Origin of the sequence: Streptomyces sp. Ncost-T10-10d (genome assembly GCF_900091955.1) — a bacterium.
Classification (GTDB): domain Bacteria; phylum Actinomycetota; class Actinomycetes; order Streptomycetales; family Streptomycetaceae; genus Streptomyces.
In genome coordinates this window covers 1-24,475 of the sequence record NZ_FMDF01000168.1, presented here as the reverse complement: position 1 = coordinate 24,475, position 24,475 = coordinate 1, and the positions used below count along the sequence as shown (strand labels likewise).

The 24,475-nt window shown below is 69.3% G+C and carries 23 protein-coding genes; 13 read left to right on the top strand and 10 right to left on the bottom strand.

Annotated features, from left to right (window positions below):
• The first annotated feature begins 26 nt into the window (after positions 1-26).
• Complete coding sequence (locus GA0115254_RS30275; RefSeq protein WP_093898459.1) at positions 27-554, top strand: SRPBCC domain-containing protein; 528 nt, start codon at positions 27-29, stop codon at positions 552-554.
• A 7-nt stretch (positions 555-561) separates the two neighbouring features.
• Here the strand turns inward: GA0115254_RS30275 and GA0115254_RS30270 are convergent, their stop codons facing one another.
• From GA0115254_RS30270 to GA0115254_RS30250, 5 genes are all read right to left on the bottom strand, one after another.
• On the bottom strand, positions 562-2,127 hold the full coding sequence (locus GA0115254_RS30270; RefSeq protein WP_093898458.1) for an ABC transporter substrate-binding protein: 1,566 nt from the start codon (positions 2,125-2,127) through the stop codon (positions 562-564).
• Entirely contained in the window at positions 2,120-4,291 is a 2,172-nt protein-coding gene (locus tag GA0115254_RS30265) for a hypothetical protein (RefSeq protein ID WP_093898457.1), read from the bottom strand. The genes GA0115254_RS30270 and GA0115254_RS30265 overlap by 8 nt, the downstream gene beginning before the upstream one ends.
• A gap of 115 nt (positions 4,292-4,406) precedes the next feature.
• On the bottom strand, positions 4,407-4,835 hold the full coding sequence (locus GA0115254_RS30260) for a nucleoside deaminase (protein ID WP_093898523.1): 429 nt from the start codon (positions 4,833-4,835) through the stop codon (positions 4,407-4,409).
• 129 nt (positions 4,836-4,964) lie between these two features.
• On the bottom strand, positions 4,965-5,366 hold the full coding sequence (locus tag GA0115254_RS30255) for a PLD nuclease N-terminal domain-containing protein (protein WP_093898522.1): 402 nt from the start codon (positions 5,364-5,366) through the stop codon (positions 4,965-4,967).
• Positions 5,367-5,795: 429 nt separating this feature from the next.
• The gene (locus tag GA0115254_RS30250; RefSeq protein WP_093898456.1) at positions 5,796-6,680 is read right to left on the bottom strand and encodes an aldo/keto reductase; all 885 of its coding nucleotides are present in this window, start codon (positions 6,678-6,680) and stop codon (positions 5,796-5,798) included.
• Positions 6,681-7,058: 378 nt separating this feature from the next.
• On the opposite strand from GA0115254_RS30250, the gene GA0115254_RS30240 reads away from it, so the two are divergent.
• From GA0115254_RS30240 to mqnP, 3 genes are all read left to right on the top strand, one after another.
• Positions 7,059-8,015: a LysR family transcriptional regulator gene (locus tag GA0115254_RS30240; protein ID WP_093898455.1), complete on the top strand. Its 957-nt coding sequence runs from the start codon at positions 7,059-7,061 to the stop codon at positions 8,013-8,015.
• Positions 8,016-8,328: 313 nt separating this feature from the next.
• On the top strand, positions 8,329-9,786 hold the full coding sequence (locus tag GA0115254_RS30235) for a menaquinone biosynthesis decarboxylase (RefSeq protein ID WP_093898521.1): 1,458 nt from the start codon (positions 8,329-8,331) through the stop codon (positions 9,784-9,786).
• Positions 9,783-10,700 (top strand): menaquinone biosynthesis prenyltransferase MqnP, encoded by a 918-nt coding sequence (gene mqnP, locus GA0115254_RS30230; RefSeq protein ID WP_093898454.1) that lies wholly within the window; start codon positions 9,783-9,785, stop codon positions 10,698-10,700. The genes GA0115254_RS30235 and mqnP overlap by 4 nt, the downstream gene beginning before the upstream one ends.
• Before the next feature lie 60 nt (positions 10,701-10,760).
• Here mqnP and GA0115254_RS30225 read toward each other — a convergent pair whose 3' ends face one another.
• The gene (locus GA0115254_RS30225) at positions 10,761-11,396 is read right to left on the bottom strand and encodes a rhomboid family intramembrane serine protease (RefSeq protein WP_093898453.1); all 636 of its coding nucleotides are present in this window, start codon (positions 11,394-11,396) and stop codon (positions 10,761-10,763) included.
• Between the two features lie 126 nt (positions 11,397-11,522).
• Here GA0115254_RS30225 and GA0115254_RS30220 point away from each other — a divergent pair, with 126 nt between their 5' ends.
• Positions 11,523-12,197, top strand: coding sequence for a UbiX family flavin prenyltransferase (locus GA0115254_RS30220; RefSeq protein WP_093898452.1), 675 nt, complete (start codon positions 11,523-11,525; stop codon positions 12,195-12,197).
• 8 nt (positions 12,198-12,205) lie between these two features.
• Here the strand turns inward: GA0115254_RS30220 and GA0115254_RS46700 are convergent, their stop codons facing one another.
• Positions 12,206-12,340: a hypothetical protein gene (locus GA0115254_RS46700; RefSeq protein ID WP_256102855.1), complete on the bottom strand. Its 135-nt coding sequence runs from the start codon at positions 12,338-12,340 to the stop codon at positions 12,206-12,208.
• Between the two features lie 132 nt (positions 12,341-12,472).
• Between GA0115254_RS46700 and GA0115254_RS30215 the strand changes: the two genes are divergently transcribed.
• The 6 genes from GA0115254_RS30215 to GA0115254_RS30190 all read left to right on the top strand — a co-directional run bounded on the left by GA0115254_RS30215 (position 12,473) and on the right by GA0115254_RS30190 (position 17,836).
• Positions 12,473-12,928, top strand: coding sequence for an Lrp/AsnC family transcriptional regulator (locus GA0115254_RS30215; RefSeq protein ID WP_093898451.1), 456 nt, complete (start codon positions 12,473-12,475; stop codon positions 12,926-12,928).
• Between the two features lie 89 nt (positions 12,929-13,017).
• Positions 13,018-14,181 carry an aminofutalosine synthase MqnE gene (gene mqnE, locus GA0115254_RS30210; RefSeq protein ID WP_093898450.1) on the top strand — a complete coding sequence of 388 codons (1,164 nt, stop codon included), beginning with the start codon at positions 13,018-13,020 and terminating at the stop codon, positions 14,179-14,181.
• Between the two features lie 121 nt (positions 14,182-14,302).
• The gene (locus GA0115254_RS30205; RefSeq protein WP_093898449.1) at positions 14,303-14,827 is read left to right on the top strand and encodes a GNAT family N-acetyltransferase; all 525 of its coding nucleotides are present in this window, start codon (positions 14,303-14,305) and stop codon (positions 14,825-14,827) included.
• Positions 14,828-15,012: 185 nt separating this feature from the next.
• Entirely contained in the window at positions 15,013-15,267 is a 255-nt protein-coding gene (locus tag GA0115254_RS30200) for a DUF4229 domain-containing protein (protein WP_093898520.1), read from the top strand.
• 412 nt (positions 15,268-15,679) lie between these two features.
• Positions 15,680-17,035, top strand: a complete 1,356-nt coding sequence (locus tag GA0115254_RS30195) for a dicarboxylate/amino acid:cation symporter (RefSeq protein WP_093898448.1) — start codon at positions 15,680-15,682, stop codon at positions 17,033-17,035.
• A gap of 165 nt (positions 17,036-17,200) precedes the next feature.
• Positions 17,201-17,836 (top strand): TetR/AcrR family transcriptional regulator, encoded by a 636-nt coding sequence (locus GA0115254_RS30190; RefSeq protein WP_093898519.1) that lies wholly within the window; start codon positions 17,201-17,203, stop codon positions 17,834-17,836.
• 10 nt (positions 17,837-17,846) lie between these two features.
• Here GA0115254_RS30190 and GA0115254_RS30185 read toward each other — a convergent pair whose 3' ends face one another.
• Both GA0115254_RS30185 and GA0115254_RS30180 read right to left on the bottom strand, forming a co-directional pair.
• Entirely contained in the window at positions 17,847-18,710 is an 864-nt protein-coding gene (locus GA0115254_RS30185) for a MaoC/PaaZ C-terminal domain-containing protein (RefSeq protein ID WP_093898447.1), read from the bottom strand.
• 6 nt (positions 18,711-18,716) lie between these two features.
• Positions 18,717-20,045, bottom strand: a complete 1,329-nt coding sequence (locus tag GA0115254_RS30180) for a 3-oxoacyl-ACP reductase (RefSeq protein ID WP_093898446.1) — start codon at positions 20,043-20,045, stop codon at positions 18,717-18,719.
• 266 nt (positions 20,046-20,311) lie between these two features.
• On the opposite strand from GA0115254_RS30180, the gene GA0115254_RS30175 reads away from it, so the two are divergent.
• Positions 20,312-22,234, top strand: coding sequence for an AMP-dependent synthetase/ligase (locus tag GA0115254_RS30175; protein ID WP_093898445.1), 1,923 nt, complete (start codon positions 20,312-20,314; stop codon positions 22,232-22,234).
• 93 nt (positions 22,235-22,327) lie between these two features.
• On the opposite strand, the gene GA0115254_RS30170 is transcribed toward GA0115254_RS30175, so the two are convergent.
• Positions 22,328-23,503: a glycosyltransferase gene (locus GA0115254_RS30170; RefSeq protein ID WP_256102854.1), complete on the bottom strand. Its 1,176-nt coding sequence runs from the start codon at positions 23,501-23,503 to the stop codon at positions 22,328-22,330.
• 429 nt (positions 23,504-23,932) lie between these two features.
• Here GA0115254_RS30170 and GA0115254_RS47265 point away from each other — a divergent pair.
• Positions 23,933-24,475 (top strand): SH3 domain-containing protein (locus GA0115254_RS47265; RefSeq protein WP_176740358.1); only part of this gene is annotated, 543 nt, incomplete at its 3' end.

Below are 24,475 nucleotides of genomic sequence, written 5' to 3'. Positions count from 1 at the left end.
CCGCACCACCGGGCCACGCTGGAACCATGACCGATGCGATCCCCGTCATCGAGCGTGGCACCAGCGAAACCCACGGTGACCAGCACATTCTGCGGTTCACGCTACGGCTGCCCCACCCCGTCCCACGGGTGTGGGCAGCCGTTGCCAGTTCCGAGGGGCTGCCCGGCTGGCTCGCCTGCGCCGACCCGTTCGAACCGCGCATCGGCGGGGCCGTCACGCTGCGCTGGCTGAACACCGGCCGCGACGGTCATGCCACGGTCGCCTCCGGCACCGTCACCGCCTGGGACATCGAGCGAGTCGCCGAATACACCCTCGAAGGACTCCACGGCCGCATCCGCTTCCACCTGGAGCCACCGCGCGGCGACCATGTGCTGCTGCGCTTCACCAACGAGTTCCGGGGCGACGACGAGCTGCGCCTGGACTGCCTCGCCGGCTGGCACGACCACTTCCGCTATCTCGTCGACGCGCTCGACGGATACCCCGCCGACTGGTCGAAGTGGACCCCGGTCCGGTGGGCGGGGCTGCGTGAGGAGTACGCGGCGGCCGAGCGGTGACGCGACGTCACGGTGCCGAGGACGGCGGCAGGCACTTCGGGTCCGGCGGCGTGCGCTCGGGCCAGGCGATCGCCACGAACCGCTGACGGGCGTCCTCGGGTGCCAGCTCCACCACCGGCACCGCCTTGTTGTACGGGTTCCCGTGGTTGTCCAGGCAGATCCAGCCACTGGCCCCCGACACCCGCAGCGAACCCTTCACCCGCGGCCACTGCTCACCCACGTCCGCGGGCTGCGGAAGCCGCTTGCCGTCCGGGGTCGCCTGCCGGATGCCGTGCACCGCCAGCGACATCGCGTCGTGCGCGATGATGACCTGGCCGTCGGTCAGCTCCTGGTGACCGGTCGGACCGATCGGTCCCACGGGCTTCTTCGCCACCGTGGCCAGCAGGTCCAGGAAGCTCCGGTAGTCCGCCGGGGAACCGCCCGTCGCCGCCCCGCCCTTCTCCTTCGCCACCGCCCAGGCGTCCGGGTGCGCCAGCGAGGCGTAGCGGACCGTCACCTTGCGGCGCAGGGCGCCCCGGTCGAGCTTCTTGTCGCTGCCGAGGTACGAGCCCTCGTCGCCGGTCAGGATCGTGAACGGGCGGCTCTGGCAGCCGCGGGCCCCGAGCGCGTTGATGAACTGCCGCAGCTGGGTGTGGCGTCCGGCGAAGAACACCGTATCCGCATCCGTGTCGCAGATGAGGTGCGTGATCTGCTGGAACGTGTTGGCCGTGGTGCCCTCGTCGTTGGGGTCCTCGCGCGAGGTGAACAGCTGCGGCTCGTACTGCGTTCCCTTCACCAGCGAGGTGAACGCCGCCCGCAGCGTGTCCGTGTAGTGGTCGCCGGTGCGGGTGTCCTGCACCAGCAGCGCCTTGTCCGCCTTCACCTTCCCGAAGTGCGCCAGCGCCCGCGCCTCGTCCCGGTTCGTCGGCGACACCCGCGCCAGACCGGGGAACGGGTCGCCGCCCGGGCCGTTGGCGATGTCGTCGGCGGTGATCGTGGTACCGACGACCGCGATGTGCGCGGCGGTCAGCTCCTTGACCGCCGACCTGACCTGCGTACTGCTGGTGGCGACCCCCGACACGGCCCGCAGCTGGTCCGGGGCCCCGGTCATCTTCTTCAGCCGGTCCACCGTCGGCTGCCACAGCAGGTTGTTCTTCCCCGTGTTGGCGAGAACCAGCCGGATCCCCGGCACCTGCTCGTTCGACAGATGGTTGGCCCGGTACTGCTCGGCGAACGCGCCCTGCAGCTCGCGCTGCATCTTGGTCTGCATGGCTTCGTCCGTCGACGTCAGCGGCAGCAGCAGCGCGACCGTCGCGTACCGGCCGGGCTTCAGGGTGTCGTTCTCCCGGGCGATGGCCGCGGCGATCTCGGTCAGTTTCGGCCGCCCGAAGTCGTATCCGTCGCCGGAGACACCTATGCACTCGTCGCTGCCCTGCGGCCGCTCGACCCCCTTCGCGCAGGAGCGGTCCTCGGGGGCGGTGAGCCGGCCGATGCCGTACCAGCCGGACGTGACGACCAGGGCGCCGGCCACCACCGTGGTGACCACCTTCTGCCTTGCCGTGTACCAGACGCGATAACGCAGTGGATTACGCATCCGAGCCACCGTTCCCCCGCTGCTGCCCGCTTCCGCCCGTGTCCGCCGACCCCGGCGGCATGGACAGCGGCCGCCAGGCCCTGATGTCCTGCGGCCAGTGCGTCGCCGCGTCCCACAGCACGCTGTTGCCCGTCGGATGCCTGCCGGACAGTTGTCGCAGTTCGTGCGCCATCTTGTCGATCACCTCTTCGTCCGGCAGAGCCAGTGGATCGGACAGCAGCCATACGGCGTGCAGCAGCCGGCGCAGCTGCAGCTGGAGCTCCACGGCCCGCTCGCCGAGCCCCGCGAGCCCCGTCTCCCCGTCAGCCCTCGAACCGGCCGCCTCGCGGCCGAGCGCCACCGCCCGCCGCGGATCGGGGCCGGCGTGACCGGGCGGACGCGGATACGGCGCCGAAGCGATGAACCGCAACGAGCCGAGCCAGGCGGTGACATCCCCGTCGGTGAACCGCTCCCGCAGATGCGTCACGCAGTCCCCCGTCCTGCCCAGCACCAGCTCCTGGTGCAGCCGGTGCGGGACGCTCGGGCAGCGGCCCCCGGGCGCGTACGCCGAGCGCAGCGTCTCGTGCACCGCACGCCACACCGCGTAGTACGGATGGTCGTCGTCCTGGAATCGCAGCCGGTGCAGCAGCAGCGCACGCAGCAGCGGATCGGCGACGAAGTACTCGGGACCGACCGGCCAGTCCTGGGCCCGCAGCACGTCCCGCACCTGCAGCGCCACATCGCCGTCCAGCGACCGGCCGCGCAGCCGGGCCGTGGCCAGCAGCCGCGCCGAGTCCTCACCGTGCGCGGCGGCCAGCACACTCAGTACGTCGAGCTGCTGCCCGGGCAGCAGCCGCGCCAGGAGCTCGTCCGCGACCCGCACCGGCGCCCGGTCCTCACGCAGCTCCACCGTGCGGTCCAGCAGCGCCCCCGGCACCAGCGAGCCCAGCTGCGACGTGCTGCCCGGCCGCGGTGATCCCGGCCGCGGCGTCCCCGGCACCAGCGCCTCGCCCGCCGCCTGTGCCAACAGCGCCACACCCAGCGGGCGCCCACCCGTCAGCCGGTGCACCCCACGTGCCAGCCCGGCCGGGGTGCGGCCCAGCGGATCGTGCCGGTCGAACGCCGCCTGTACGTGCGCCGGGCCCAGCGTCGTGAGTTCCACGGCCAGAATCCCGGACGTCACCTCCGAACCACGGGCCCAGTGCGAGCCGTGCGCCACCTCGGGCAGCCGCCGACGCACCGCATGGCTCAGCCCCTCGTGGTCACGGGCGCGCGAGGAGGCGAACAGGGCGATCTGATCGCGCACCCCGGAGGCCCGCTGCCGCAGTACCGGCTCGACCAGCTGCCGGCCCAGCAACGTGTGCGCGTTGTCCAGCAGCAGCACGGGACGGCCCCGGCGGGCGCCCCGCGCCAGACCCCCGTACGCCCGCACCAGATCCGCGACCAGCGCGAGCACCAGATGGTCCTCGGCCCGGCGGCGCAGATCGCCGCCGCGCTCGAAATCGACCGCCAGCTGCCGCAGCCCGATCCTGCCGTTGCCGCCCGCGTGCGGATAACTCCCGTACCAGTCCGCCGAACGCCGCTGGAACCGGCTGAACGTCTCCTCCAGCACCGTCTCGATCGTGGCCTCGGCGACCATCCCGGCCAGCGGGACGACCGAGTCGAAAGCACTCGCGGCCAGCTTCGTCAGCACCTTGGTGACCCAGCCCGTCGCCGCGTCCCCACGCGTGTCGACGGTCGCCAGCACCGGGCCGAGCGACTGCAGATCCCGCTGCGCCCGCGTCTCGTCCTCCCGTGTCCAGGAGATCGAGGCGACCGCCACGAGGCCGAGGCTCAGCCGGGGAAACTGCACCGGCCGGGCGGCATGCACCTTCGCCGTCAGCTGGGTGGCGAGCTCCGGCAGCGCCCCGGTGACCGGAGTCCAGCCGGGACCCGGGTCCGCGGGCGGCACGACGGCCTCGCAGTCGACGAGGGCCACCGGGGTGATCTCCCGGTACAGATGGCGCAGTTGCTTGAGCACGGCCGTCTTTCCCATGCCGCGGCCGCCGGTCAGCACGGCGACCGGCGGATCGTCACGGTGCTCGTAGGCGACCCGAGCGGAGCCGTACGGAGTGAGACCTGTCAGACGCGCCGCAAGTCCGTCGTTGCCGAAGATCGCCTCGCGCCCGTACAGCTCTCTCTCCACAGCACTCCCAGCGCCGATACCCCATCCGACCTGTCACACCGTCAACACAAGGATATCGGCAGGGTGTTGGAGCAAGGGCAAGATTTTCGAACGATCAGGGGCGCGGGGCGGTAAATCAGTCAACGCCGATGTCCTCGTTCCACACGTCGGGATGGTCCTGTACGAAGTCCCGCATGAGTGCGACGCATTCGGCATCGTCGAGCAGCACGATCTCCACCCCGTGCCGAGCCAGCCAGTCCTGCCCGCCGGCGTAGGTCTCCGCCTCGCCGATCACCACCCGCGAGATCCCGAACTGCCGCACGAGGCCGGAGCAGTACCAGCACGGGGAGAGCGTCGTCACCATCGTCGTGCCCCGGTACGAGCGCTGCCGTCCGGCCGCTCGGAACGCCGCCGTCTCCGCGTGCATGGACGGATCGCCGTCCTGGACGCGGCGGTTGTGGCTGCGGCCGAGGAGGTTGCCATCCGGCCCGTAGAGCGCGGCACCGATGGGGATGCCGCCCTCGGCGAGCCCGGCACGGGCCTCGGCGAGGGCGGTGGCGAGCATGGCGCGGTAGTCGTTCACGCGCCCACTCTCCACCGTGTGGGCAGCGGACTCCCGGCACCCACGAGGGCCGCAGCGTGTCCAACGACATGGACGGGCCGCCGACAAGGGCCGGCCGGCCCTTCGTGATTACTAAGCGGGTGGCGCCGACTCCTCCGGCCCCGCCCCGCTCTCGCGACGCTTGAGCTCCTCCTCACGGCGGCGCAGATCCGCCTCCCAGTCCTTGAGGAGCGACTCGTCCTTCTTGTTCTCTTCCTTCAGCGCCTTCAGGAACTCCGGATTGTCGTCCGGCGCCACCCACTGCGAGCGGTGATTGCGGTGCCATTCGGACGGCGTACGGCCCCCGGCGGGCACCTGGCGCATCTTGCCCGCGGCCAGCCAGACGATCGGGCCGACGATCCAGAACAGCAGGATGATGAAGACCCAGGCGATCTTCGGCAGGTGCTTGGCCTCGTCCTCAGGGGTGTTCAGGCAGTCGATGAACGCGTAGATCGTCAGTGCCAGAGGCAGGAGATAGATCAGGGCCCGGAACATGATGGAAAGGTCCCCCTGCGGAGAGTTGGCGGGGCTTGTCCCGCCCCGGTGACGGGCCCAGAGTAACCGGTGCCGATGACGTCCCACGGTGAGCAGGTGGGAACCGGCAGCGAGCAGGCCGGAGTACGGCTCCGCCGTGCGCGCCGCGGCCGGCGCGGAGGTGAACATCCGTGATCCGGTGAGTGACTCACCGGTATGCTGCTCGGCCGTTTTCAACAGCGCCCGGGCGGGGCCCTCGATGCCGTATACGGGGGCGCCGTCGGCAACGTGACATGAAGGTGACGGGCACGCAGGCCCAGCTCGACCGGGCAAGGGCTCGTCCTCGTGAGCACTGGCGCAACCCGCCCCGCCGTCGGGGCGGTGGCCGAGTCGACTGGTGGGAGCGGCCGTCCTCGGCCGAGGAACTCGGCATCGACGCCTGGAGCTGCATCAGCCCGGAAGCGTGTGGTCGAGCTGCGTCAGCTCCCCCGGGCTCAGTGTGAGCTCCGCGGCCCGGGCCGAGTCAGTGATCGAGGCCGGGCGGCTGGCTCCCGGCAACGGGATCACCGCGGGGGAGCGGCTCAGCAGCCACGCCAAGGCGATCTGCTGCGGGCTGACGCCGTGTTCGGCCGCGATGCGGTGGAAAGCGGTGCCGATGGAGGTCGGGCCGGAGGGGCCGTCGAGGGAACTGCGGGAGATGCCGCCGAGGGGGCTCCAGGGCAGGAACGCCAGGCCCAGCTCGGTGCTCAGCCGCAGCTCGGGCTCGCTGTCCCGGACGGCGGGCGAGTACTGGTTCTGTACCGAGACGAGCCCGTCGCCGAGGATCTGATGCGCCTGTCGGATCTGGCTGATGGTCACGTTCGAGATGCCGGCGGCGCGGATCGTGCCGGCGTCGAGCAGGTCGCGCAGAGCGCCGACGGACTCCGCCCAGGGCACTGCCGGGTCCGGCTTGTGCAGCTGGTACAGGCCGATCGCTTCGACGCCCAGTCGCCTGGCGGAGGCTTCGGCGGCGCGCTTGAGATGTTCCGGGGTGGCGGTGACGGTCCAGCTGCCGTCTCCGGGCCGTCCGCGGCCGCCCTTGGTCGCGATCAGGACGCCGGAGGTGTCGCCGCCGTAGCCGGCCAGCGCGCGGGCGACCAGGAGCTCGTTGTGGCCCACCTCGTCGGCGTACCAGTGATAGCTGTCGGCGGTGTCGATGAGCGTGACGCCGGCGTCGAGGGCGGCGTGGACGGTGGCGATGGCCCGCGTCTCGTCCGGGCGGTCCTCGATGGACAGCGGCATGGCGCCCAGTCCGACGGCGCTGACGGTGATGTCTGCGATGGTGCGGTGTTCCATGGCGGCTCGTGTTCCTCAGGCGACGGGGGCGGCGGATGCTGTGAGGGCTTCGGCGACGGCGCCAGGCAGCCGGTCGGCAGTACGGGAGAAGGCAAAACCCAGCTGTTTCGCGCGGGTGTTACTCATGGCGTAGTGGCGGTCGAAGGAGAAAGGTGAGGCGGTCCCGCCCGCGTCGACGGTCCGGTGGACGGGCTCGCGGCCGGTCTGCGCGGCGATGATCGCGGCCAGGTGTGACCGGTGGCCTGCAGACGCTCGACCAGGAGCCTTCCGAAGTACCGGCTTCCGCCGATGACACAGATCCTTTGCATGCCCCCACCCTGGATGCCTACCGTCATCAGCAGAAGTGGCGACTTACTGAAAGCGTATTAAGGAATACTGTTGATCGATGTGCAGCGGCTCCGCGTCCTGCGAGCGGTGGCGGACCACGGCAGCTTCAGCAAGGCGGCGACAGCTCTCCATCTCACCCCCTCCGCCGTTTCCCAGCACGTAGCGGTGTTGGAACGCAGCCTCGGTGCCCAGGTCGTGGCACGTAGTACGCGCGGGGTAACCCTCACTCAGGCCGGCCAGATCATGGTCGGGGCCGCCGAGTCCGTCGCAGCCGAGCTCGAACAGGCAAAGCAACAGGTCGAGCAACTCGGCACGGGTCACGAACAGCTCACCGTCGCCACCTTCACCAGCGGCGGCAGGCACCTGCTGCCCGGCGCTCTCCCTCGGCTCATGGCAACCCATCCCCGCACCCTGCTCCACGTCAAGGAGGGCGAGCCCGAAGAGACCCTGCCCCTCGTCCGACAGGGCGCCGTCGACCTCGCACTCGCCTACCATTTCGACGGCCCGCTGCCCGTCGGGCCGGGCGCCGGCTCCAGCCTGCGGTGGGCCGCACTCCTGGAAGACCCCCTGCACGTCGTCATGCACGAGGAGCACCGACTCGCCGACCGCGATTCGCTCGACATCACCGAGCTGGCGGCCGAGCCCTGGGTACTCGGCTGCCTCAAGACCGAGACATACCTGCGCCGCTACGCCGAGCGCGCAGGCTTCGAACCGGAAGTACGCGGCACCACCACCGACTACTTCTTTGCCCGCTCGCTCGTCGCCGCGGGAATGGGAATCTCCCTGATCCCTTCCATCGCGTTCGTCCCGACGGTGCCGGGTCTGCGCGCCGTCCCGATCCAGCCGCCGACTCCGACCCGGCACATCGGCGTTGCCACGATCGGCCGCCGTCGCGACCACCCACACGTCACCACGTTCATCGAGGCCCTCCGCGAGCAGGCGATGCATCAATCAGCGGTGCCCGAACAACGACTGCCAGGCAGGCCAGCCGCTGCCAGTCCTGCGTGACCGACCGCACATCCGTCTCCGACCGGCCAAGTATCTCGCCACCTGGGCCCTGCTGACCCTGTGGCGGTTTCGCGACCGCGCCACGCTACGGGCCCCCTCGACGGCCTCAGGGAGGGACTGCGCGGCGGCCGGGGCGAGCGGTCACCGATGAGCCGGGACATCGTGGCGCGACTCGCTTTCGCCGGCAGGCCGCCCATCCTCTGATGACGTCGCTTCGATCGAGGCCACCCTCAACGCGCGCGTCCATGTTGTGGAGAGGCGGAGAGGTGGGGCACCCCAGGTGATCCACCGGGGTGATGACAAACTGGACGGCATGGCTTACGACGATCTTCGTTCCCTCCTCCGGGCCCTGGAGCGCGAGGGCGAGCTCAAGCGCATCAAGGCCGAGGTCGACCCGTATCTGGAGGTCGGCGAGATCGTCGACCGGGTGAACAAGGCGGGCGGGCCCGCGTTGCTCTTCGAGAACGTCAAGGGGTCCTCGATGCCCCTGGCCATGAATGTCTTCGGGACCGACAAGCGGCTGCTCAAGGCACTCGGGCTGAAGTCGTACGCCGATATCAGCGACAAGATCGGCGGGTTGCTCAAGCCGGAGCTGCCGCACGGCTTCGTCGGGGTGCGGGAGGCATTCGGGAAGCTCGGCTCGATGGTGCATGTGCCGCCGAAGAAGGTGAAGTCCGAGAGCGCGCCCGTGCAGGAGGTCGTGCTCACCGGCGATGACGTGGATCTGGACCAGCTGCCCGCGCTCTTCACCTGGCCCGAGGACGGCGGATCGTTCTTCAATCTGGGGCTCACCCATACCAAGCACCCGGAGACGGGTGTGCGGAACCTGGGCCTGTACCGGCTCCAGCGTCACGACCGGCGCACCATCGGGATGCACTGGCAGATCCACAAGGACAGCCGCAACCACTACCAGGTCGCCGCCAAGCGCGGGGAGCGGCTGCCGGTCGCGATCGCGTTCGGGGCGCCGCCCGCGGTGACGTACGCCTCCACGGCGCCGCTGCCGGGGGACATCGACGAGTACCTCTTCGCCGGGTTCATCCAGGGCAAGCGGATCGAGATGGTCGACTGCAAGACCGTGCCGTTGCAGGTCCCGGCACAGGCGGAGGTCGTCATCGAGGGGTGGCTGGAGCCCGGGAAGATGCTTCCCGAGGGGCCGTTCGGCGACCACACCGGCTTCTACACGCCGCAGGAACCGTTCCCCGCACTGACCATCGACTGCGTGACCATGCGGAAACGTCCGCTGCTGCAGTCGATCGTGGTGGGCCGGCCGCCGACCGAGGACGGGCCGCTGGGGCGGGCCACGGAGCGGTTCTTCCTGCCGCTCCTCAAGATCATCGTGCCGGACATCGTGGACTACCACCTGCCGGAGGCGGGCGGCTTCCACAACTGTGCGATCGTCTCGATCGACAAGAAGTACCCGAAGCACGCCCAGAAGGTGATGAGTGCCATCTGGGGTGCGCACATGATGTCGCTGACCAAGCTGATCGTCGTCGTGGACTCCGACTGCGACGTCCACGATCTGCACGAGGTGGCGTGGCGGGCGCTCGGCAATACGGACTACGCGCGCGACCTCACCGTCACCGAGGGGCCCGTCGATCACCTCGACCATGCTTCCTACCAGCAGTTCTGGGGCGGCAAGGCGGGCATCGACGCGACGAAGAAGTGGCCCGAGGAGGGTTACACACGGGACGGGGGCTGGCCGAACATGGTCGAGTCCGACCCGCGGACGGCGGCGAAGGTCGACCGCCGGTGGAAGGAATACGGACTGTGAGCGCCGCCGAAGCAGCACTGGGCTCAGGGCCCGTACAACCGAACAGCAAGGTCAAGGCGTTTCTGCGGCTCGTGATGATCGAGCACTCGGTCTTCGCGCTGCCCTTCGCGTACATCGCCGCCCTGACCGCGATGTTCCAGGCGGACAAGTCCATCCACTGGGTCACGCTGCTGCTCGTCACCATCGCGATGGTGGGGCTGCGGACGTTCGCGATGGCCTGCAACCGGATCATCGACCGGGAGATCGACGCCCGTAATCCGCGCACCGCGAGCCGGGAACTGGTCACCGGGGCGGTGTCCGTGAAGTCGGCGTGGACGGGGGCGCTCGTCGCCGTTGTCGCCTTCCTCGGGGCGGCGGCTCTGCTGAACCCGCTCTGTCTGGCGCTCGCGCCGGTCGCCGTCGTGCCGATGGTGGTCTATCCGTACGGGAAGCGGTTCACCCACTACCCGCACGCCATCCTGGGGATCGCGCAGGCCATAGGGCCGATCGGCGCCTGGCTGGCCGTGACCGGCAGCTGGTCGTGGGACGCGGTGATCCTCGGTCTCGCGGTCGGGATCTGGATCGGTGGCTTCGACCTGATCTTCGGCTGCCAGGACGTCCAGGCGGACCGGGCGCACGGGGTGCTGTCGGTGCCGGCCCGGTTCGGGATTCCCGCCGCGCTGTGGGGTGCGCGGGTCTGCCATGTGGTGACGACCGGGCTGCTCGTCTGGTTCGGGCTGGCCACGGAGGCCGGACTGTTCTACTGGATCGGCATGGTGATCGTCGCCGTCGCCTTCGTGTACGAGCACCGGGTGGTGCGGCCGCACGATCTGTCCCGGCTGAACCGGGCGTTCTTCTCGGTCAACGGGTTCATCGGAATAGCGCTGTTCGCGTGCGCGCTGCTGGATCTGCTGGTGCGGGGTCTGACGGTCTGAGCCTGCCCGGGGTCGTGTCCGGCGGATCAAGGCCAGGACACCAGGGGATCCGTCCGCGCTCTACGGTATGAGCGGCCGGGCGGGCGGCACCGTGCCCCGACCGCGCGCGGGGCGGCGGAAGACGAACGCCGCCGCCACGCCCGCCGCCAGTCCGAACAGGTGGCCCTGCCAGCTGACCGAGGTGTTGGCGGGGGAGATCCCCAGCAGGATCGACGAGCCCCATATCGCGCCGATCACCAGCCCGACGCCGATATCCAGCACTCTGCGGTCCACGAAGCCACGGACCAGCAGATAGCCGAAGAGGCCGAAGACCAGCCCGGACGCGCCCGCCGTGTTGGAGCCGGCCGGCGAGACCAGCCAGACCCCGAGACCGTCCACCACGGTGATCAGCGCGGCCACGGCCACGAACCGGCGTATGCCGCCCAGCGCGGCCAGGAAGCCGAAGACCAGCAGCGGCACGCTGTTGGAGGCGACATGGCCGAAGCCGAAGTGGATGAAGGACGCGGGCACGACGTCCAGCAGTTCGGCCGGCCGGCGCGGTTCGATGCCGTACGTGTCCAGTGAATGGCCGCTCGACACGTCGACGACTTCGAGTATCCAGAGGAACGCCACCCAGCCCAGCATCAGCTTGGCCGCGGCCTTCGCGCGGTCGCCCGTGCTCCACGCCGGTGCGATTCGATCTGGCGATGCGGCCATCGCGCCCTCCCCTGCCGGTCTCCTGCTGTCGCCCCTGCCTCCACCCCTCAGAACGGCTGGGGCACCTTACTCGGTTCCGGGTTCGGGCAGCCGGATAGGCTCGGCTGTGTGGATTCCGGGACTTCAGTGAGTCAGCACCAGCGGCAGCCTTGGATTGTCGGGGTTTCAGGCGCTTCGGGCACCCCATTCGCCGCCGCCGTGCTGCGCGGTCTGCTGGCCGCGGGGGAGAGCGTCGATCTGGTGGTGAGCCGGGCGTCACGGCTGACGCTGCTGGACGAGACCGGAATCGCGTTCCGCGACGCGCACTGGCAGGAGGATCTGCGCAGCTGGCTGGCGCGTGGGGCGGACGGGAAGCCGCACACCTTCGATGTGGACGTCGAGGGCGTACGGCACTGGGCGGCCGGTGACCTCGCCGCCGGGCCGTCCTCGGGGTCGTACCCGGCGAAGGGGATGCTGATCGTCCCGGCCTCGACGGCATGTGTGGCCGGGGTGGCGCTCGGACTCTCGAAGGATCTGCTCCAGCGGGCCGCGAGCGTGACGCTCAAGGAGCGGCGGAAGCTGGTCGTCACGGTGCGGGAGACACCGCTGAACGGGCAGACGCTGAAGCATCTGGTGAGCCTGGACGAGGCGGGCGCCGTCGTACTGCCCGCCTCTCCGGCGTTCTATGCGGGAGCGACGCACATCCAGGATCTGGTGGATTTCGTCGCGGGGCGGGTGCTGGACGCGGCTGGGGTGCCGCACGACCTGTACCGCCGGTGGGAGGGAGAGCTCGGTGGCGGCTCTCGCGGCTCCGGGGGCTGAGCCTGTGGTCAGCGCTTCTTCTTGGCGCGCGGGGTGCGGGTCCGGTCGACCCGGTGCGCGGCGGCGGGCTGGTGGGCACGCGAGCGGTTGGCCAGGTCCTGCAGCTCGCGCATTCGGGCGTAGGCCATCTCGATCGTGTACACGGTGTTCTCACTCCTGAAGATTCGAAAGCATTTTTTGGATACTCGGGAAGATTTGCAGGCCCTGAAGCCTGCATGCCTTAGATTCTACACGTAAACTCGCGATACTGCTGAACAATGGAAGGTTTCAGTCACATGGACGCGGTGGACAGGCAGCTCATCCAGGCACTCAGGGAGAACGGCAGGGCCTCGTACGCCGAGCTGGGGCGGCTCGTCGGGCTCTCCGGGCCCAGCGTCACCGACCGCATCAACCGGCTGGAAACCGCCGGTGTCATCACCGGCTACCGCGCCACCGTCGACGCCGCGTCCCTGGGGCTCGGGGTCACGGCCCTGATCGGCATCTCGCTCTCCGATGCCGCCGATCACGAGGACGTGGCGCGCCGGCTGAAGGACCTCGCGGAGATCGAGGACGCCTGGTTCATCGCCGGCGACGACTCGTACATGCTCAAGGTGCGGGTCGGTGACGTGGACGGCCTGGAGAAGACCATCCGCCGGCTCAGCGGCACAAAGGGCGTCTCGCGCACGCGCACCACGATCGTGCTCTCCACCAAGTGGGAGAACCGGGTCGGGGAACTTCCCGAGGAGGCGTAGGCGTAACGTGGTGGAGCCCCCGGGTGACCGGGGGTTTCGCCCGGTATCACCGGGAAGGCACAGCGCGTCGACAACTGGGAGGCAGCCGCATGGACGTTGGGCTCAAGCGCGAGCTGGAGGAGAAGGTCCGCGCAGGGGAGCGGCTGACCCGTGAGGACGGCATCGCCCTCTACGAGTCGGACGACCTGGCCTGGCTCGGCGGCCTCGCGCACGAGGTGCGTACGCGCAAGAACGGCGACGTCGTGCACTTCAACGTCAACCGGCACCTCAACATGACCAATGTGTGCACCGCGTCGTGCGCGTACTGCTCGTTCCAGCGCAAGCCGGGCGAGAAGGACGCGTACACCATGCGCATCGAGGAGGCCGTCCGGCTGGCGAAGGCGATGGAGGGCGAGAACCTCACCGAGCTGCACATCGTCAACGGGCTGCACCCCACCCTGCCGTGGCGTTACTACCCGCGCTCGCTCAGTGCGCTGAAGGAGGCCCTGCCGCAGGTCTCCCTCAAGGCGTTCACCGCCACCGAGATCCACCACTTCGAGACCATCTCCGGGCTCTCGGCCTCCGAGATCCTCGACGAGCTGATCGAGGCCGGTCTGGAGTCGCTGACCGGCGGCGGCGCGGAGATCTTCGACTGGGAGATCCGCCAGCACATCGTGGACCACAACACCCACTGGGAAGACTGGTCGCGCATCCACCGCCTCGCCCACGAGAAGGGTCTGAAGACCCCGGCGACGATGCTGTACGGCCACATCGAGGAGCCTCGTCACCGCGTCGACCATGTCCTGCGGCTGCGTGAGCTGCAGGACGAGACCGGCGGCTTCCAGGTCTTCATCCCGCTGCGCTACCAGCACGACTTCGTGGACATGAAGGACGGCAAGGTCCGCAACAAGCTCCAGGCGCGGACGACGATGGCGACCGGCGCCGAGGCGCTGAAGACCTTCGCGGTCTCGCGTCTTCTCTTCGACAACGTCCCGCACGTCAAGGTCTTCTGGGTGATGCACGGGGTGCAGACCGCCCAGCTCGCGCTCCAGCACGGCGCGGACGACATGGACGGTTCGGTCGTCGAGTACAAGATCACGCACGACGCGGACAACTACGGCACGCCGAACAAGCTCGGCCGCGACGATCTGCTGGACCTGATCCGGGACGCGGGCTTCCGCCCCGTCGAGCGGAACACCCGGTACGAGATCATCCGCGAGTACCCGGGGCCGGACGCGGAGCGCCGCGAGTCGCCGCAGCCGATGCGCGTCTGACCCGTCCGGCTGCCGCGCCGTCAGTTGTTCAGATGCACGAGAGCCCTGGCCGTCGGCCGGGGCTCTCTCGCGTACCGGACAAGGCTTGAGGCGAAGGATCGGTAATAGTTAATCTCCCTCTATGGCGCTTACTTTTGAGCTGGATCCCACGTTCGACCGCACTCTGCGGGACGGCATCGCCGAGCTGTGGACCGATGTCTCCAACGCGGGCGGTGCGGTCGGCTTCGTACCGCCCGTCACGGCCGACGACGTCCGGCCCGAACTGGTCAAGCACCTGGTCGCCATGGCCGAGGGGCGGACCCGGCTGCTGGTCGGTCACGACGAGGAGGGCGCCGTCGCGGCCACGGCCTTCCTGGCCTTCAACACACACCGGCTGATGACCCACTGGCTCTGGCTCTACACGGTGATGGTCCATCCCCGTCACCAGGGCAAGGGCTACGGGCGCGACCTGATGGATGCCGCGGCGGAGGCCGCACGCGGGATGGAGGGGATCGAGGCGATCCGGCTCACCTGCCGTGGCGGCACCGGTGTCGACCGCTTCTACGCCTCGTGCGGGTACAAGGAGGTCGGGCGGGTGCCCGACGCGATACGGGTGGCGGACGGCGACGACCGCGACGACATCATCATGCTGCTGCCGCTCGGCTGAGGTCCTCGGCCCCGGTCCACCGGCCGGGCACGCGGCCCGTCGGCCCTCTTTTGGTGCAGCCCTCCGAAGTGATCGATTCCGGGGCATGCTTCACTGGTCGGGCAGGATCGCAGGACTGTCGTACGTAGAGAGAGAGGCCAACTGTGTCCGCTGCCAAGCCGAGCGCGACGATTCGGTACACCGCGATGCGCCTCAGCATCTTCGTCGGCTGCTTCGCCGTCGCAGCCGTGGCCGTCCACTTCGGTCTGCTTCCCGCAGGGGTGAGTGGCTCCAATTTCATCTGGGTGATCCTGCTCGCACTGGTCCTGTCCGCGCCGCTCAGCTTCGTGCTGCTGCGCAAGCAGCGTGACGAGATGTCCGAGCAGATCGTGTCCAAGGTCGACCGCGCGAAGGCGCGGCTCGAAGAGAACCGGACCCGCGAGGACCACGTCACCTCGTGACGACCCGGTGAGGATGACGTAAGGACAACGTAAGGTTCCTCACACCCCGCACAGTTTCCGTACGAAACCCCGGTGCCGGAGCGAGCGCTCCTGTACTGGGGTTTCGTCGTTCCCGCGCGTGTGCCGGGCGCTCCTGGGACCGTTTTCCGACTCAAAGGAGTCCTTTGAGGTTCTCAAAGTTCAAGTGTTAACGTGTTCGACATGAAGACAGCAGTGCGCCATCGATCCGCCGCGAGCGTCCCGCTCGTGGAGCGCCTGCATGTCGATCTATGCCGCTGTATGTCCGCGGTCTGTTGCCGCAACGTCTGAACCGGCACCATGCAGCGGCGCCGCCCCTGACGCGGGCGCCGCACCCCCGTCCCCCCGCACGACGTCCCCGTGCGCCCCGATGCGTCACATCTGGAGTGTGTCCGTGTCCGCGAATCCCGCGTCCGCCGCCGCGACCGACAGCCCGTCCGGCTCCGGTTCTGGTTTCCGTATACCCAAGGTCCCGTTCTGGGCCCAGATAGTCGCCGGTCTCGTCCTCGGTGTCGTGCTCGGGTGGCTTGCCCGTTCCTACGACATCAACTGGCTCTACACCACGCTCGACAAGGTCGGCCACATCTTCGTCCAGCTGCTGAAGCTGGCCGTCGCGCCGCTCGTCTTCTTCGCGATCCTGGTGTCGATCACCAACCTGCGCAAGGTCAACAACGCCGCCCGGCTGGCCACCCGTACCCTGCTCTGGTTCATGATCACCTCGCTGATCGCGGTCGCCATCGGCCTCGCGATCGGCCTGATCACCAACCCGGGTTCCGGTACAGGACTGACCCCGAAGGACGGCAAGCTGCCGGAGCACGCGGGCTCCTGGCTCGACTTCCTCACCGGCATCATCCCGGACAACGTGATCACACCGTTCACCGAGCTGAACGTGCTCCAGATCGTCTTCATGGCGGCCGTCGCCGGTGTCGCAGCTCTCCAGCTCGGTGAGAAGGCCCAGCCGATCCTCACCCTCAGCGAGTCCGTCCTGGAACTGCTCCAGAAGGCCCTGTGGTGGGTCATCCGCCTCGCTCCCATCGGCACCATCGGCCTCATCGGCTACGCGATCGCCGACTACGGCTGGGACCTGATCGGCAAGTACGCGACGTTCACCGCCGACGTCTACATCGGCTGCGCCCTGGTGCTGTTCGGGGTGTACCCGCTGCTGCTCGTCACCGTCGCCAAGCTCAGCCCGCTGCAGTTCTTCAAGGGCGCCTGGCCGGCGATCCAGCTGGCCTTCGTCTCCCGCTCCTCGGTCGGCACCATGCCGGTCACCCAGAAGGTCACCGAGCGCCTCGGCGTCCCGAAGGAGTACGCCTCCTTCTCGGTCCCGTTCGGCGCGACCACCAAGATGGACGGCTGCGCGGCGATCTACCCGGCGCTGGCGGCGATCTTCATCGCGCAGATCTTCGACGTCCAGCTGGGTGTCGGTGACTACGTCCTCATCGCGTTCGTCTCGGTGATCGGTTCCGCGGCCACCGCCGGTCTGACCGGTGCGACGGTCATGCTGACCCTCACGCTGTCGACGCTGGGCCTCCCGCTGGAGGGCGTCGGTCTGCTCATGGCCATCGACCCGATCCTGGACATGATGCGAACGGCCACCAACGTGGCGGGTCAGGCGCTGGTCCCGGTGATCGTCTCGGCCCGTGAGAAGATCCTCGACCACGACGCGTACAACTCGGCCTCGTCCTCCCCGGTCGACGACGCCGAGGTGCGCGACGCCGAGCCGGAGCGCGTGCCGGTCGCCGCATAACGATTGCTGCTTGCGCCGAGCGCCCTTGGTCCGTCCGTCGACGGACCAGGGGCGCTCGCCCTTGCGCGGGCTCCGGCCGGCACCTCAGGTCGCCGTACTCTTGCCGGGGAGCAGTGCAGCGGGGGCGGGAGGAAGTCGGACGTGGGTGCTGTGAAGAGCAAACGGATGCCGCGTGCCGTGCGCGAGCAGCAGATGATGGACGCCGCGGTGCGGACGTTCGGGCAGCGCGGATACCGGGCCGCTTCGATGGACGAGATCGCGGAGCTGGCCGGAGTGTCCAAGCCGCTGGTCTATCTGTACCTGAATTCCAAGGAGGAGCTCTTCACCGCCTGCATCCAGCGTGAGGCGAAAGCGCTGGTCGCAGCAGTGCGGTCGGGGGTGGAGCCGGGGCTTCCGGCGGATCGGCAACTGTGGGCAGGGCTGCGGGCGTTCTTCACGCACACCGCGCAGAACCCGGACGGCTGGGCGGTACTGCACCGGCAGGCGCGTACGCACGGGGAACCGTTCGCCACCGAGGTCATGGTGATGCGCGACGAGATCGTTGCGTTCGTGACGGGTCTGATCGGTGCGGCGGCTCGTGAGGCCCACCGTGATCCGGCACTGCCGGACCGCGATGTGGCGGGTCTGGCGCAGGCCCTCGTGGGGGCCGCGGAGTCGCTCGCCGGCTGGGCCAACGACACCCCGGGCGTCTCGGCGAAGGAAGCCGCGGCCACGTTGATGAACTTCGCCTGGGCGGGTCTGGAGAACCTCATGCAGGGGCGCCCGTGGCTGCCGCCGAGCCAGTCCGCCGGTCAGAGGTAGCAGCGGCCGGTCACGAATCCGCTCCTCCACCGTCCCGCGTCGTCGACCCCGTGAGATGGACCCGGCTGCCGGTGCGGAGCTGGAAGGCGGAGCGCGATCCGTCGGCCGCGTACGTCACCGTCGCCGGGAGCAGGACCGGTGCCTTGAAGTCGGCGCGTACGGAACGGATCCGGCCCGGATCACCGGCCTCGGCCAGGCAGCGGGCGACCGTCCACATGCCGTGCGCGATGGCCCTCGGGAAGCCGAACAGCCGGGCCGTCAGCGGGTACAGATGGATGGGGTTCCGGTCACCGGACGTCGCACCGTAGCGACGTCCCAGATCGCCGGGGAGCCGCCACTGGGTGACGGTGGGGAGCTCGGTGGCGTGGGCCGCGCCGACGGCGCCGGGAGCAACAGCGGTCGTGGTCGGGTGACGGGACAGATAGCCGCTGCGCGACTCCCAGACCAGCTCACCGCCCGAACGGGCCTCCGTCACCATCGTGACCTCGGTGCCACGTCGGTGCGGCGTCAACCTGTCTGCGTACACGGTCAGTTCGAACGGATCCGTGACGGGTGCCGCGTGGTGCCGGGTGATCTCGATCCAGGTGTGGACCAGTCCGACGACCGGCAGCGGGAAGCTCCGCCCGGTCATCAGCCGCATCGCGAGGGGGAATCCGAGCACATGGGGGTACGTCAGCGGCAGCGGGCCCGGCTCGGGGAAGCCGCAGATCCTGCTGTACGAGGCGAGGGCGCCGGGGGCGATGCGGACGTTCCCGGCCGTCAGCCGGTCGGCGGTGAGCGTGGCACCGGACCGGCCGGCGCGCTTGAACGGGGACGTGAGGGCACCCCGTACGAGTGATGCCGTCAGGGTCCGGGAAGGGGCAGCGGCCGTCATCGGACGTCACGCCCCCAGCAGGCTCTGGCCGCAGACCCGGACGATCTGGCCGTTGACGGCCGTCGACGCGGGCTGGGCGAACCATGCGGTCGTCTCGGCGACATCCACCGGAAGGCCGCCCTGCGAGAGCGAGTTCATGCGACGGCCCGCCTCCCGGATGAGGAGGGGGACCGCGGCGGTCATCTTCGTCTCGATGAAGCCGGGGGCGACCGCGTTGACCGTGACGCCGTGGTCGGCGGCGGCACGCGGGGCCAGGGAGCGGACCAGGCCGATGATGCCCGCCTTGCCGGCCGCGTAGTTCGTCTGCCCGTTGTTGCCCGCGATACCGGCGATGGACGCGGTGGCGACGATCCGGCCGCCCCGGTTGACGGTGCCCGACATGAGCAGGGCGTCCGTGGTGCGCAGCACGCTGCCGAGGTTGACCTCGATGACCGAGGCCCAGCGGTCGGGGGGCATGTTCGCGAGCCGCCGGTCGCGGGTGATGCCCGCGTTGTGGACGAGGATGTCCAGGCCGTCGGGGGCTGCGGCGGCGATCCGTTCGGCCGCGTCGTCCGCGGTGATGTCCAGTGGCAGGGCGGTCGCGCCGAGCCGCTCGGCGGTGTGCTTCAACTCGTCGGCGGACTGCGGGATGTCCCGGCAGATGACCTGGGCGCCGTCCCGTGCCAGGACCGAGGCGACGGAGGCGCCGATGCCGCGCGCCGCACCGGTGACCAGTGCGGTGCGCCCGGTGAGCGGCGCGGCCCAGTCGGTGACCGGGTCGGGCGCGGCGCCGGTGAGTTCGACGACCTGGCCGCTGACGTACGCGGACCGGGGTGAGAGCAGGAAGCGGAGAGTGGATTCGGCCGAGGCGACGGCCCCCGGCGTGATCCGGAGCAGCTGCACGGTGGTGCCCCTGCCGATCTCCTTGCCGAGCGAGCGGACGAACCCTTCGAGGGCCTGCTGCGCGGCCGCCTGGTGGTGGTTGTCGGCCGACGGCCGCTCCCCGAGGACCACGATCCGTCCGTTCGGCGCCGACGAACGTATGACGGGGTGCAGCGCGCCGTGCACGTTCCCGAGCCCGGCGGCGGTGGCAACTGCCGTCGCGTCCAGGACGATTCCGGCCGGGCGGGCGGCCGCTTCGGCACGGTCCGTCACCGGGAGGCCGGTCGCGGCGAGGAGTGCGGCGAGCTCCTCCGTGACCGAGGAGTCCCCGGCGGTGAGGTGCAGGAGCGGACCGTCCAGCGCCTGGTTCTCCAGCGTCCAGCGGCGCAGTGGCACGGGCTGCGGCAGCCCGAGCTTCCGGGCCAGAAATCGGCCGGGTGCTGTGCCGGTGACGTGCAGATAGCGGTCGGCCATTGTCCAGACTCCCTGCGCGGTCGTAAATTTACTCCAGAGTAAGGTTACTTAAGAGTCAGGAGCTGGTCGAGATGAGTTGGTCGAGTTGATCCCCCGCGCTCTCCTGTGACGCCCGTGACGCCCTGACACCCTGACGTTTCGTGCCCGCCGGCGTCAGGTTGCCCGGCGCGGCTGAAGGCCTGTGCAAGACCGTTCGGCGACCGAGGACGAGACGGTCACCGGACAGAACCGGCGCACCGCCCGACCCCCGAGTTGAGGAGCCGCTCGTGTCCACGCCCGCTTCCGCCACCGCACCCGCCGTGACGTCCGCAGTACCCGCCCTGGTCGAGCCGACGAAGGTCAGGGGGGAGGACGGTTCCGTACGGCAGGTCTCCGTACCCGCGTTCGCGCCTCCCGTACGGCGCGGTTCGCTCGCCGAGATCCCCTTCGACAACGCCCGCGAAGCACCGGCCGACGCCGTCCTCAGCCGCAAGCAGCCCGACGGCGGCTGGCAGGACGTGACGGCGGCGGAGTTCGCCGACGAGGTGCTCGCAGTCGCCAAGGGCCTCATTGCGGAGGGCCTCGGCGCCGGCGACCGGATCGCGATCATGGCGCGTACGACCTACGAATGGACGCTGCTCGACTTCGCCGCCTGGGCGGCCGGACTCGTCACCGTCCCCATCTACCCGACCTCCTCCGCCTTCCAGGCCCGCTGGATCCTCCAGGACTCCGGCGCCGCCGCCTGCGCCGTCGAGACCGCGGACCAGGGCCGACTGATCAGCCAGGAACGCAAGCAGCTCGGCGACCTCACCCACCTGTGGCAGTTCGACACGGGCGCGCTCGGCCGGCTGAAGAGCCTCGGCCGGGACGTCCCCGACGACGCCGTCACCGCCCGCCGCGCCACGCTGGAGCCCGCAACCCCCGCCACCTTCATCTACACCTCGGGCACCACCGGCCGCCCCAAGGGCTGCGTCCTCACCCACGGCAACTTCTTCGCCGAGGTCGACAACGCGATCGAACTCCTCCACCCGGTCTTCAAGTCGGTCAGCGAATACCCCGCGTCCACGCTCCTCTTCCTCCCCCTCTCCCACGTCTTCGGACGCATGGTCGCGATCGGCTGTCTGCGCGCCCGGGTCCGCCTCGGCCACGCCCCGTCCATCCGGACCGAGGACCTCCTGGCCGACCTGGCCGGGTTCCGGCCGTCGTTCCTGCTGGCCATCCCGTACGTACTGGAGAAGGTCTACAACACCGGTCGCGCCATGGCCGAGAAGATGGGACGCGCCTCGTCGTTCGACCGCGCCGCGAGGATCGCCCAGCGGTACGGACAGGCCGTCGAGGCCGCCGAACACGGCACCGGCCCCGGACCGGGCTGGGGGCTGCGCGCAGCTCGTGCGCTGTACGACCCGCTGGTCTACCGCCGTATCCGGGCCGCACTCGGCGGACACGTCCGGTACGCGATCTGTGGCGGCTCCCCGTTGGGCCGCCGGCTCGCCGCGTTCTACTCGGGCGCCGGCATCGAGATCTTCGAGGGCTACGGCCTGACGGAGACCACCGCGGCCGCCACCGTCACCCCACCGCTCAAACCGCGCCTCGGCACCGTCGGCTGGCCGCTGCCGGGCACCGCCGTACGGATCGCGGACGACGGGGAGGTGCTGCTCAGCGGCGGCCAGGTGTTCCGGGGCTACTGGGACGCCGAACGCGGCGAGGCTGTGCCCGTACAGGAGGGCGGCTGGTTCGCCACCGGCGACCTCGGCGCGCTGGACGAGGACGGCTATCTCACGATCACCGGCCGCAAGAAGGACATCATCATCACCTCCGGCGGCAAGAACGTCACCCCGGCACCACTGGAGGACTGGCTGCGCGCCCACCCGCTGGTCAGCCAGTGCATGGTGGTCGGCGAAAACCGGTCGTTCATCACCGCGCTGATCACCCTGGAGCCGGACGGACTCGCCCACTGGCGGCAGATGAAGAAGAAGCAGGACGTGCCGATCCGCGAACTGGTGGCGGACGAGGAGCTGCGCAGCGCGCTCCAGCGCGCGGTCGACGAGGCCAACCGTCTGGTCTCGCGCGCCGAATCGATCCGTAAGTTCGCTGTGCTGCCGGGGGACTTCACGGAGGAGAGCGGGCATCTGACGCCGTCGCTGAAGTTGAAACGCGATGTGATCGCACGGGACTTCGAGAAGGAGATCGAGGCGCTGTACCGGAAGTGACCGCATAAGCGGCGGCACATCGTCACCGAGGCCGGACACCTGATCCGCATCCGCGCCCCTCCCGCATTCCCCCTCAGCCGCCCCGCGCGCCTGTCATGCGGTCTTCGGGCGGGCAAAGGTGGCGGGTGCTGACCGGCTGGAGCGTGCTGCGACGAGGTCGGCCGCGAACTTGCGGTTGCTGACGGTCTGTTCGCGGTACTCGGCCGGAAGGTCCGGCAGCGCGAGAAGGCGGTCGCAGGAAGCCAGCGATCCGCGCGCGTCGCCGGTCCAGTAGGAGGTGATGGAGTGCTCGAAGAGCAGGCCCCAGCTGTAGATCCAGGGCTCCATGAACAGCCAGTCCTTGGGGGTGGGCCGATTGAGACCGGCGACGGCGACTGCGTTGGCCGCTTGATAGCGCCCCATCTTCCTCAGCCGGCTGGTCAGTTCGTAGCAGGCCTCCAACCGCTGCGGCCGGCTCTCCCATGCGCGGGTGAGAGCGTCCATGCCGCCGGGCCAGTCACCGGAGTCGGCCTTGAGCACTCCCACTTGCAACAGGGCGTAGTACACCTCCTCGTCCCATCCGCCCATGCCGGACCGACGTTCGTACGCCGCGATCGCTTCTCGGGTCTCACCCATGTCGCGGAGAGTCTGCGCGAGGTAGAAGACCGTGCGGGGATTGTCCGGGTTGCGCTTGAGGTCCTCGCGCAGCAGGCGGGCATCCCGGGTGAACTTGTCCCCGCGCGAGCCGCCGTCGGCGAAATGCTCGATGCTGAGGGCCGAGAGATCGGCAACCGTGTGCTGCTGGGCGGTGGTCAGAAATTCGTGTGTCGCACCCTCGTAGCGCCATGGGATGTCCCCCTTGACCAGCCGGGGGATGCGGTATTCGAGGGAACCGAGATGGCGCAACATGTAGGAATCGGCGCTCAGTTCGGACAGTTCGGACAGTGGGCCCTCTCGTCGGACGGCCATGTCTGCGTCGATGAGCAGGAGGTAGTCGGCCTTGCCGCGTGCGCGCTGGATGTTCAGGGTGCGGTTGTGACCGAAGTTGGCCCAGAGGTCCTCGTGGAGTTCTCCCGGAATCCCTTTCATCGTGGCCCGGATCAGTTCCTGTGTTCCGTCACGGGAGCCGGTGTCGGAGATGACCCACGTGTCCACCAGGTCGCGTACGGAGTTCAGGCATCGCTCGATGACCTTCGCCTCGTCCTTGACAATCATGCAGAGGCAGATCGACGGCTTGCGGAGCAGGGCGGGCGGCCGTTCTTCGGTAGGACGGTCGATCAGATTTGTCATATACATCTCCCGATCTGACTTCTATGGAGTAACGCTCCACGGCGAATTGGTGCGGTGTAAGGGATCGGCCGATCCGGTCACCGAGGAAAGTGACGCTAGTGCGCCGGAATCCGGCGATTGCGGCGCGACACGGAGTTCTCGGGGGTGTGTGGGTGGTCGGGCCGAAATGGCCAACGGGCCTAACCGATATGCGAATAGGGGCAGATGGCCGAAGCTTTACTCACTCACAAGGGGAGCTGTCGCTACTCAGACGGTTGATCATCGGCGTGGCGCATATGCCCCTACCCTGTTGCGGCTGTCACAGTCACGGCTCCGATCCACGCAGACCCGGTAAGGAATCCGAAGATGCACAAATCGAGAAGCTGGGACATCCTGTCCCGTTCAACCCTGGGTGCCATGTCGTTGGGTGTGACCCTGACGCTGTGCCCCATGGACATCGCTCATGGAGCGCCGAACCCCACGGGTTCGGCGGCTGCCAACCGAGTGATGGCCAGCAGGGTGGCGGCCAGCGTGTCCGGGACAGTCACCTCCCAGACCTCTCAGAACATCCGTAGCGGCCCCACCACCCAGTCGCAGATCGTGGGCAACGTGCCGTCCGGCGGCATTGTGTCCATCGCTTGCAAGGTGGTCGGCCAGAACGTCGACGGGAACTCGTTCTGGTACCTGCTGTCCAACGGCAGCGGCTGGATGAGCGCCCGCTACATCTCGACGCAGACCACAGTGCCGTTCTGTGACGACTACCCGGGCTCGGGCGACACCGGCCCGACGGGACCCATGGGTCCGACGGGTCCGACGGGTGCCAATGGTGCGACCGGTCCTGCTGGTCCGACGGGTGCGACGGGTCAGACGGGTGCTCACGGTGCCACCGGTGCCACGGGTCCGGCGGGTGCCAATGGTGCCAATGGTGCGACCGGTCCTGCTGGTCCGACGGGTGCGACGGGTCAGACGGGTGCTAACGGTGCAACCGGTGCC

Excerpts from the sequence above, each read along its gene's own strand:
- GA0115254_RS30250 (WP_093898456.1), bottom strand. The coding sequence starts at position 6,680 with ATGGAACACCGCACCATCGCAGACATCACCGTCAGCGCCGTCGGACTG.
- GA0115254_RS30200 (WP_093898520.1), top strand. The coding sequence starts at position 15,013 with ATGCGCCTCAGCATCTTCGTCGGCTGCTTCGCCGTCGCAGCCGTGGCC.
- GA0115254_RS30190 (WP_093898519.1), top strand. The coding sequence starts at position 17,201 with ATGCCGCGTGCCGTGCGCGAGCAGCAGATGATGGACGCCGCGGTGCGG.
- GA0115254_RS30180 (WP_093898446.1), bottom strand. The coding sequence starts at position 20,045 with ATGGCCGACCGCTATCTGCACGTCACCGGCACAGCACCCGGCCGATTT.
- GA0115254_RS30215 (WP_093898451.1), top strand. The coding sequence starts at position 12,473 with ATGGACGCGGTGGACAGGCAGCTCATCCAGGCACTCAGGGAGAACGGC.
- GA0115254_RS30255 (WP_093898522.1), bottom strand. The coding sequence starts at position 5,366 with ATGTTCCGGGCCCTGATCTATCTCCTGCCTCTGGCACTGACGATCTAC.
- GA0115254_RS30225 (WP_093898453.1), bottom strand. The coding sequence starts at position 11,396 with ATGGCCGCATCGCCAGATCGAATCGCACCGGCGTGGAGCACGGGCGAC.
- GA0115254_RS30275 (WP_093898459.1), top strand. The coding sequence starts at position 27 with ATGACCGATGCGATCCCCGTCATCGAGCGTGGCACCAGCGAAACCCAC.
- GA0115254_RS30185 (WP_093898447.1), bottom strand. The coding sequence starts at position 18,710 with ATGACGGCCGCTGCCCCTTCCCGGACCCTGACGGCATCACTCGTACGG.
- GA0115254_RS30235 (WP_093898521.1), top strand. The coding sequence starts at position 8,329 with ATGGCTTACGACGATCTTCGTTCCCTCCTCCGGGCCCTGGAGCGCGAG.
- mqnE (WP_093898450.1), top strand. The coding sequence starts at position 13,018 with ATGGACGTTGGGCTCAAGCGCGAGCTGGAGGAGAAGGTCCGCGCAGGG.
- GA0115254_RS30260 (WP_093898523.1), bottom strand. The coding sequence starts at position 4,835 with ATGCTCGCCACCGCCCTCGCCGAGGCCCGTGCCGGGCTCGCCGAGGGC.
- GA0115254_RS30205 (WP_093898449.1), top strand. The coding sequence starts at position 14,303 with ATGGCGCTTACTTTTGAGCTGGATCCCACGTTCGACCGCACTCTGCGG.
- GA0115254_RS30170 (WP_256102854.1), bottom strand. The coding sequence starts at position 23,503 with ATGACAAATCTGATCGACCGTCCTACCGAAGAACGGCCGCCCGCCCTG.
- GA0115254_RS30270 (WP_093898458.1), bottom strand. The coding sequence starts at position 2,127 with ATGCGTAATCCACTGCGTTATCGCGTCTGGTACACGGCAAGGCAGAAG.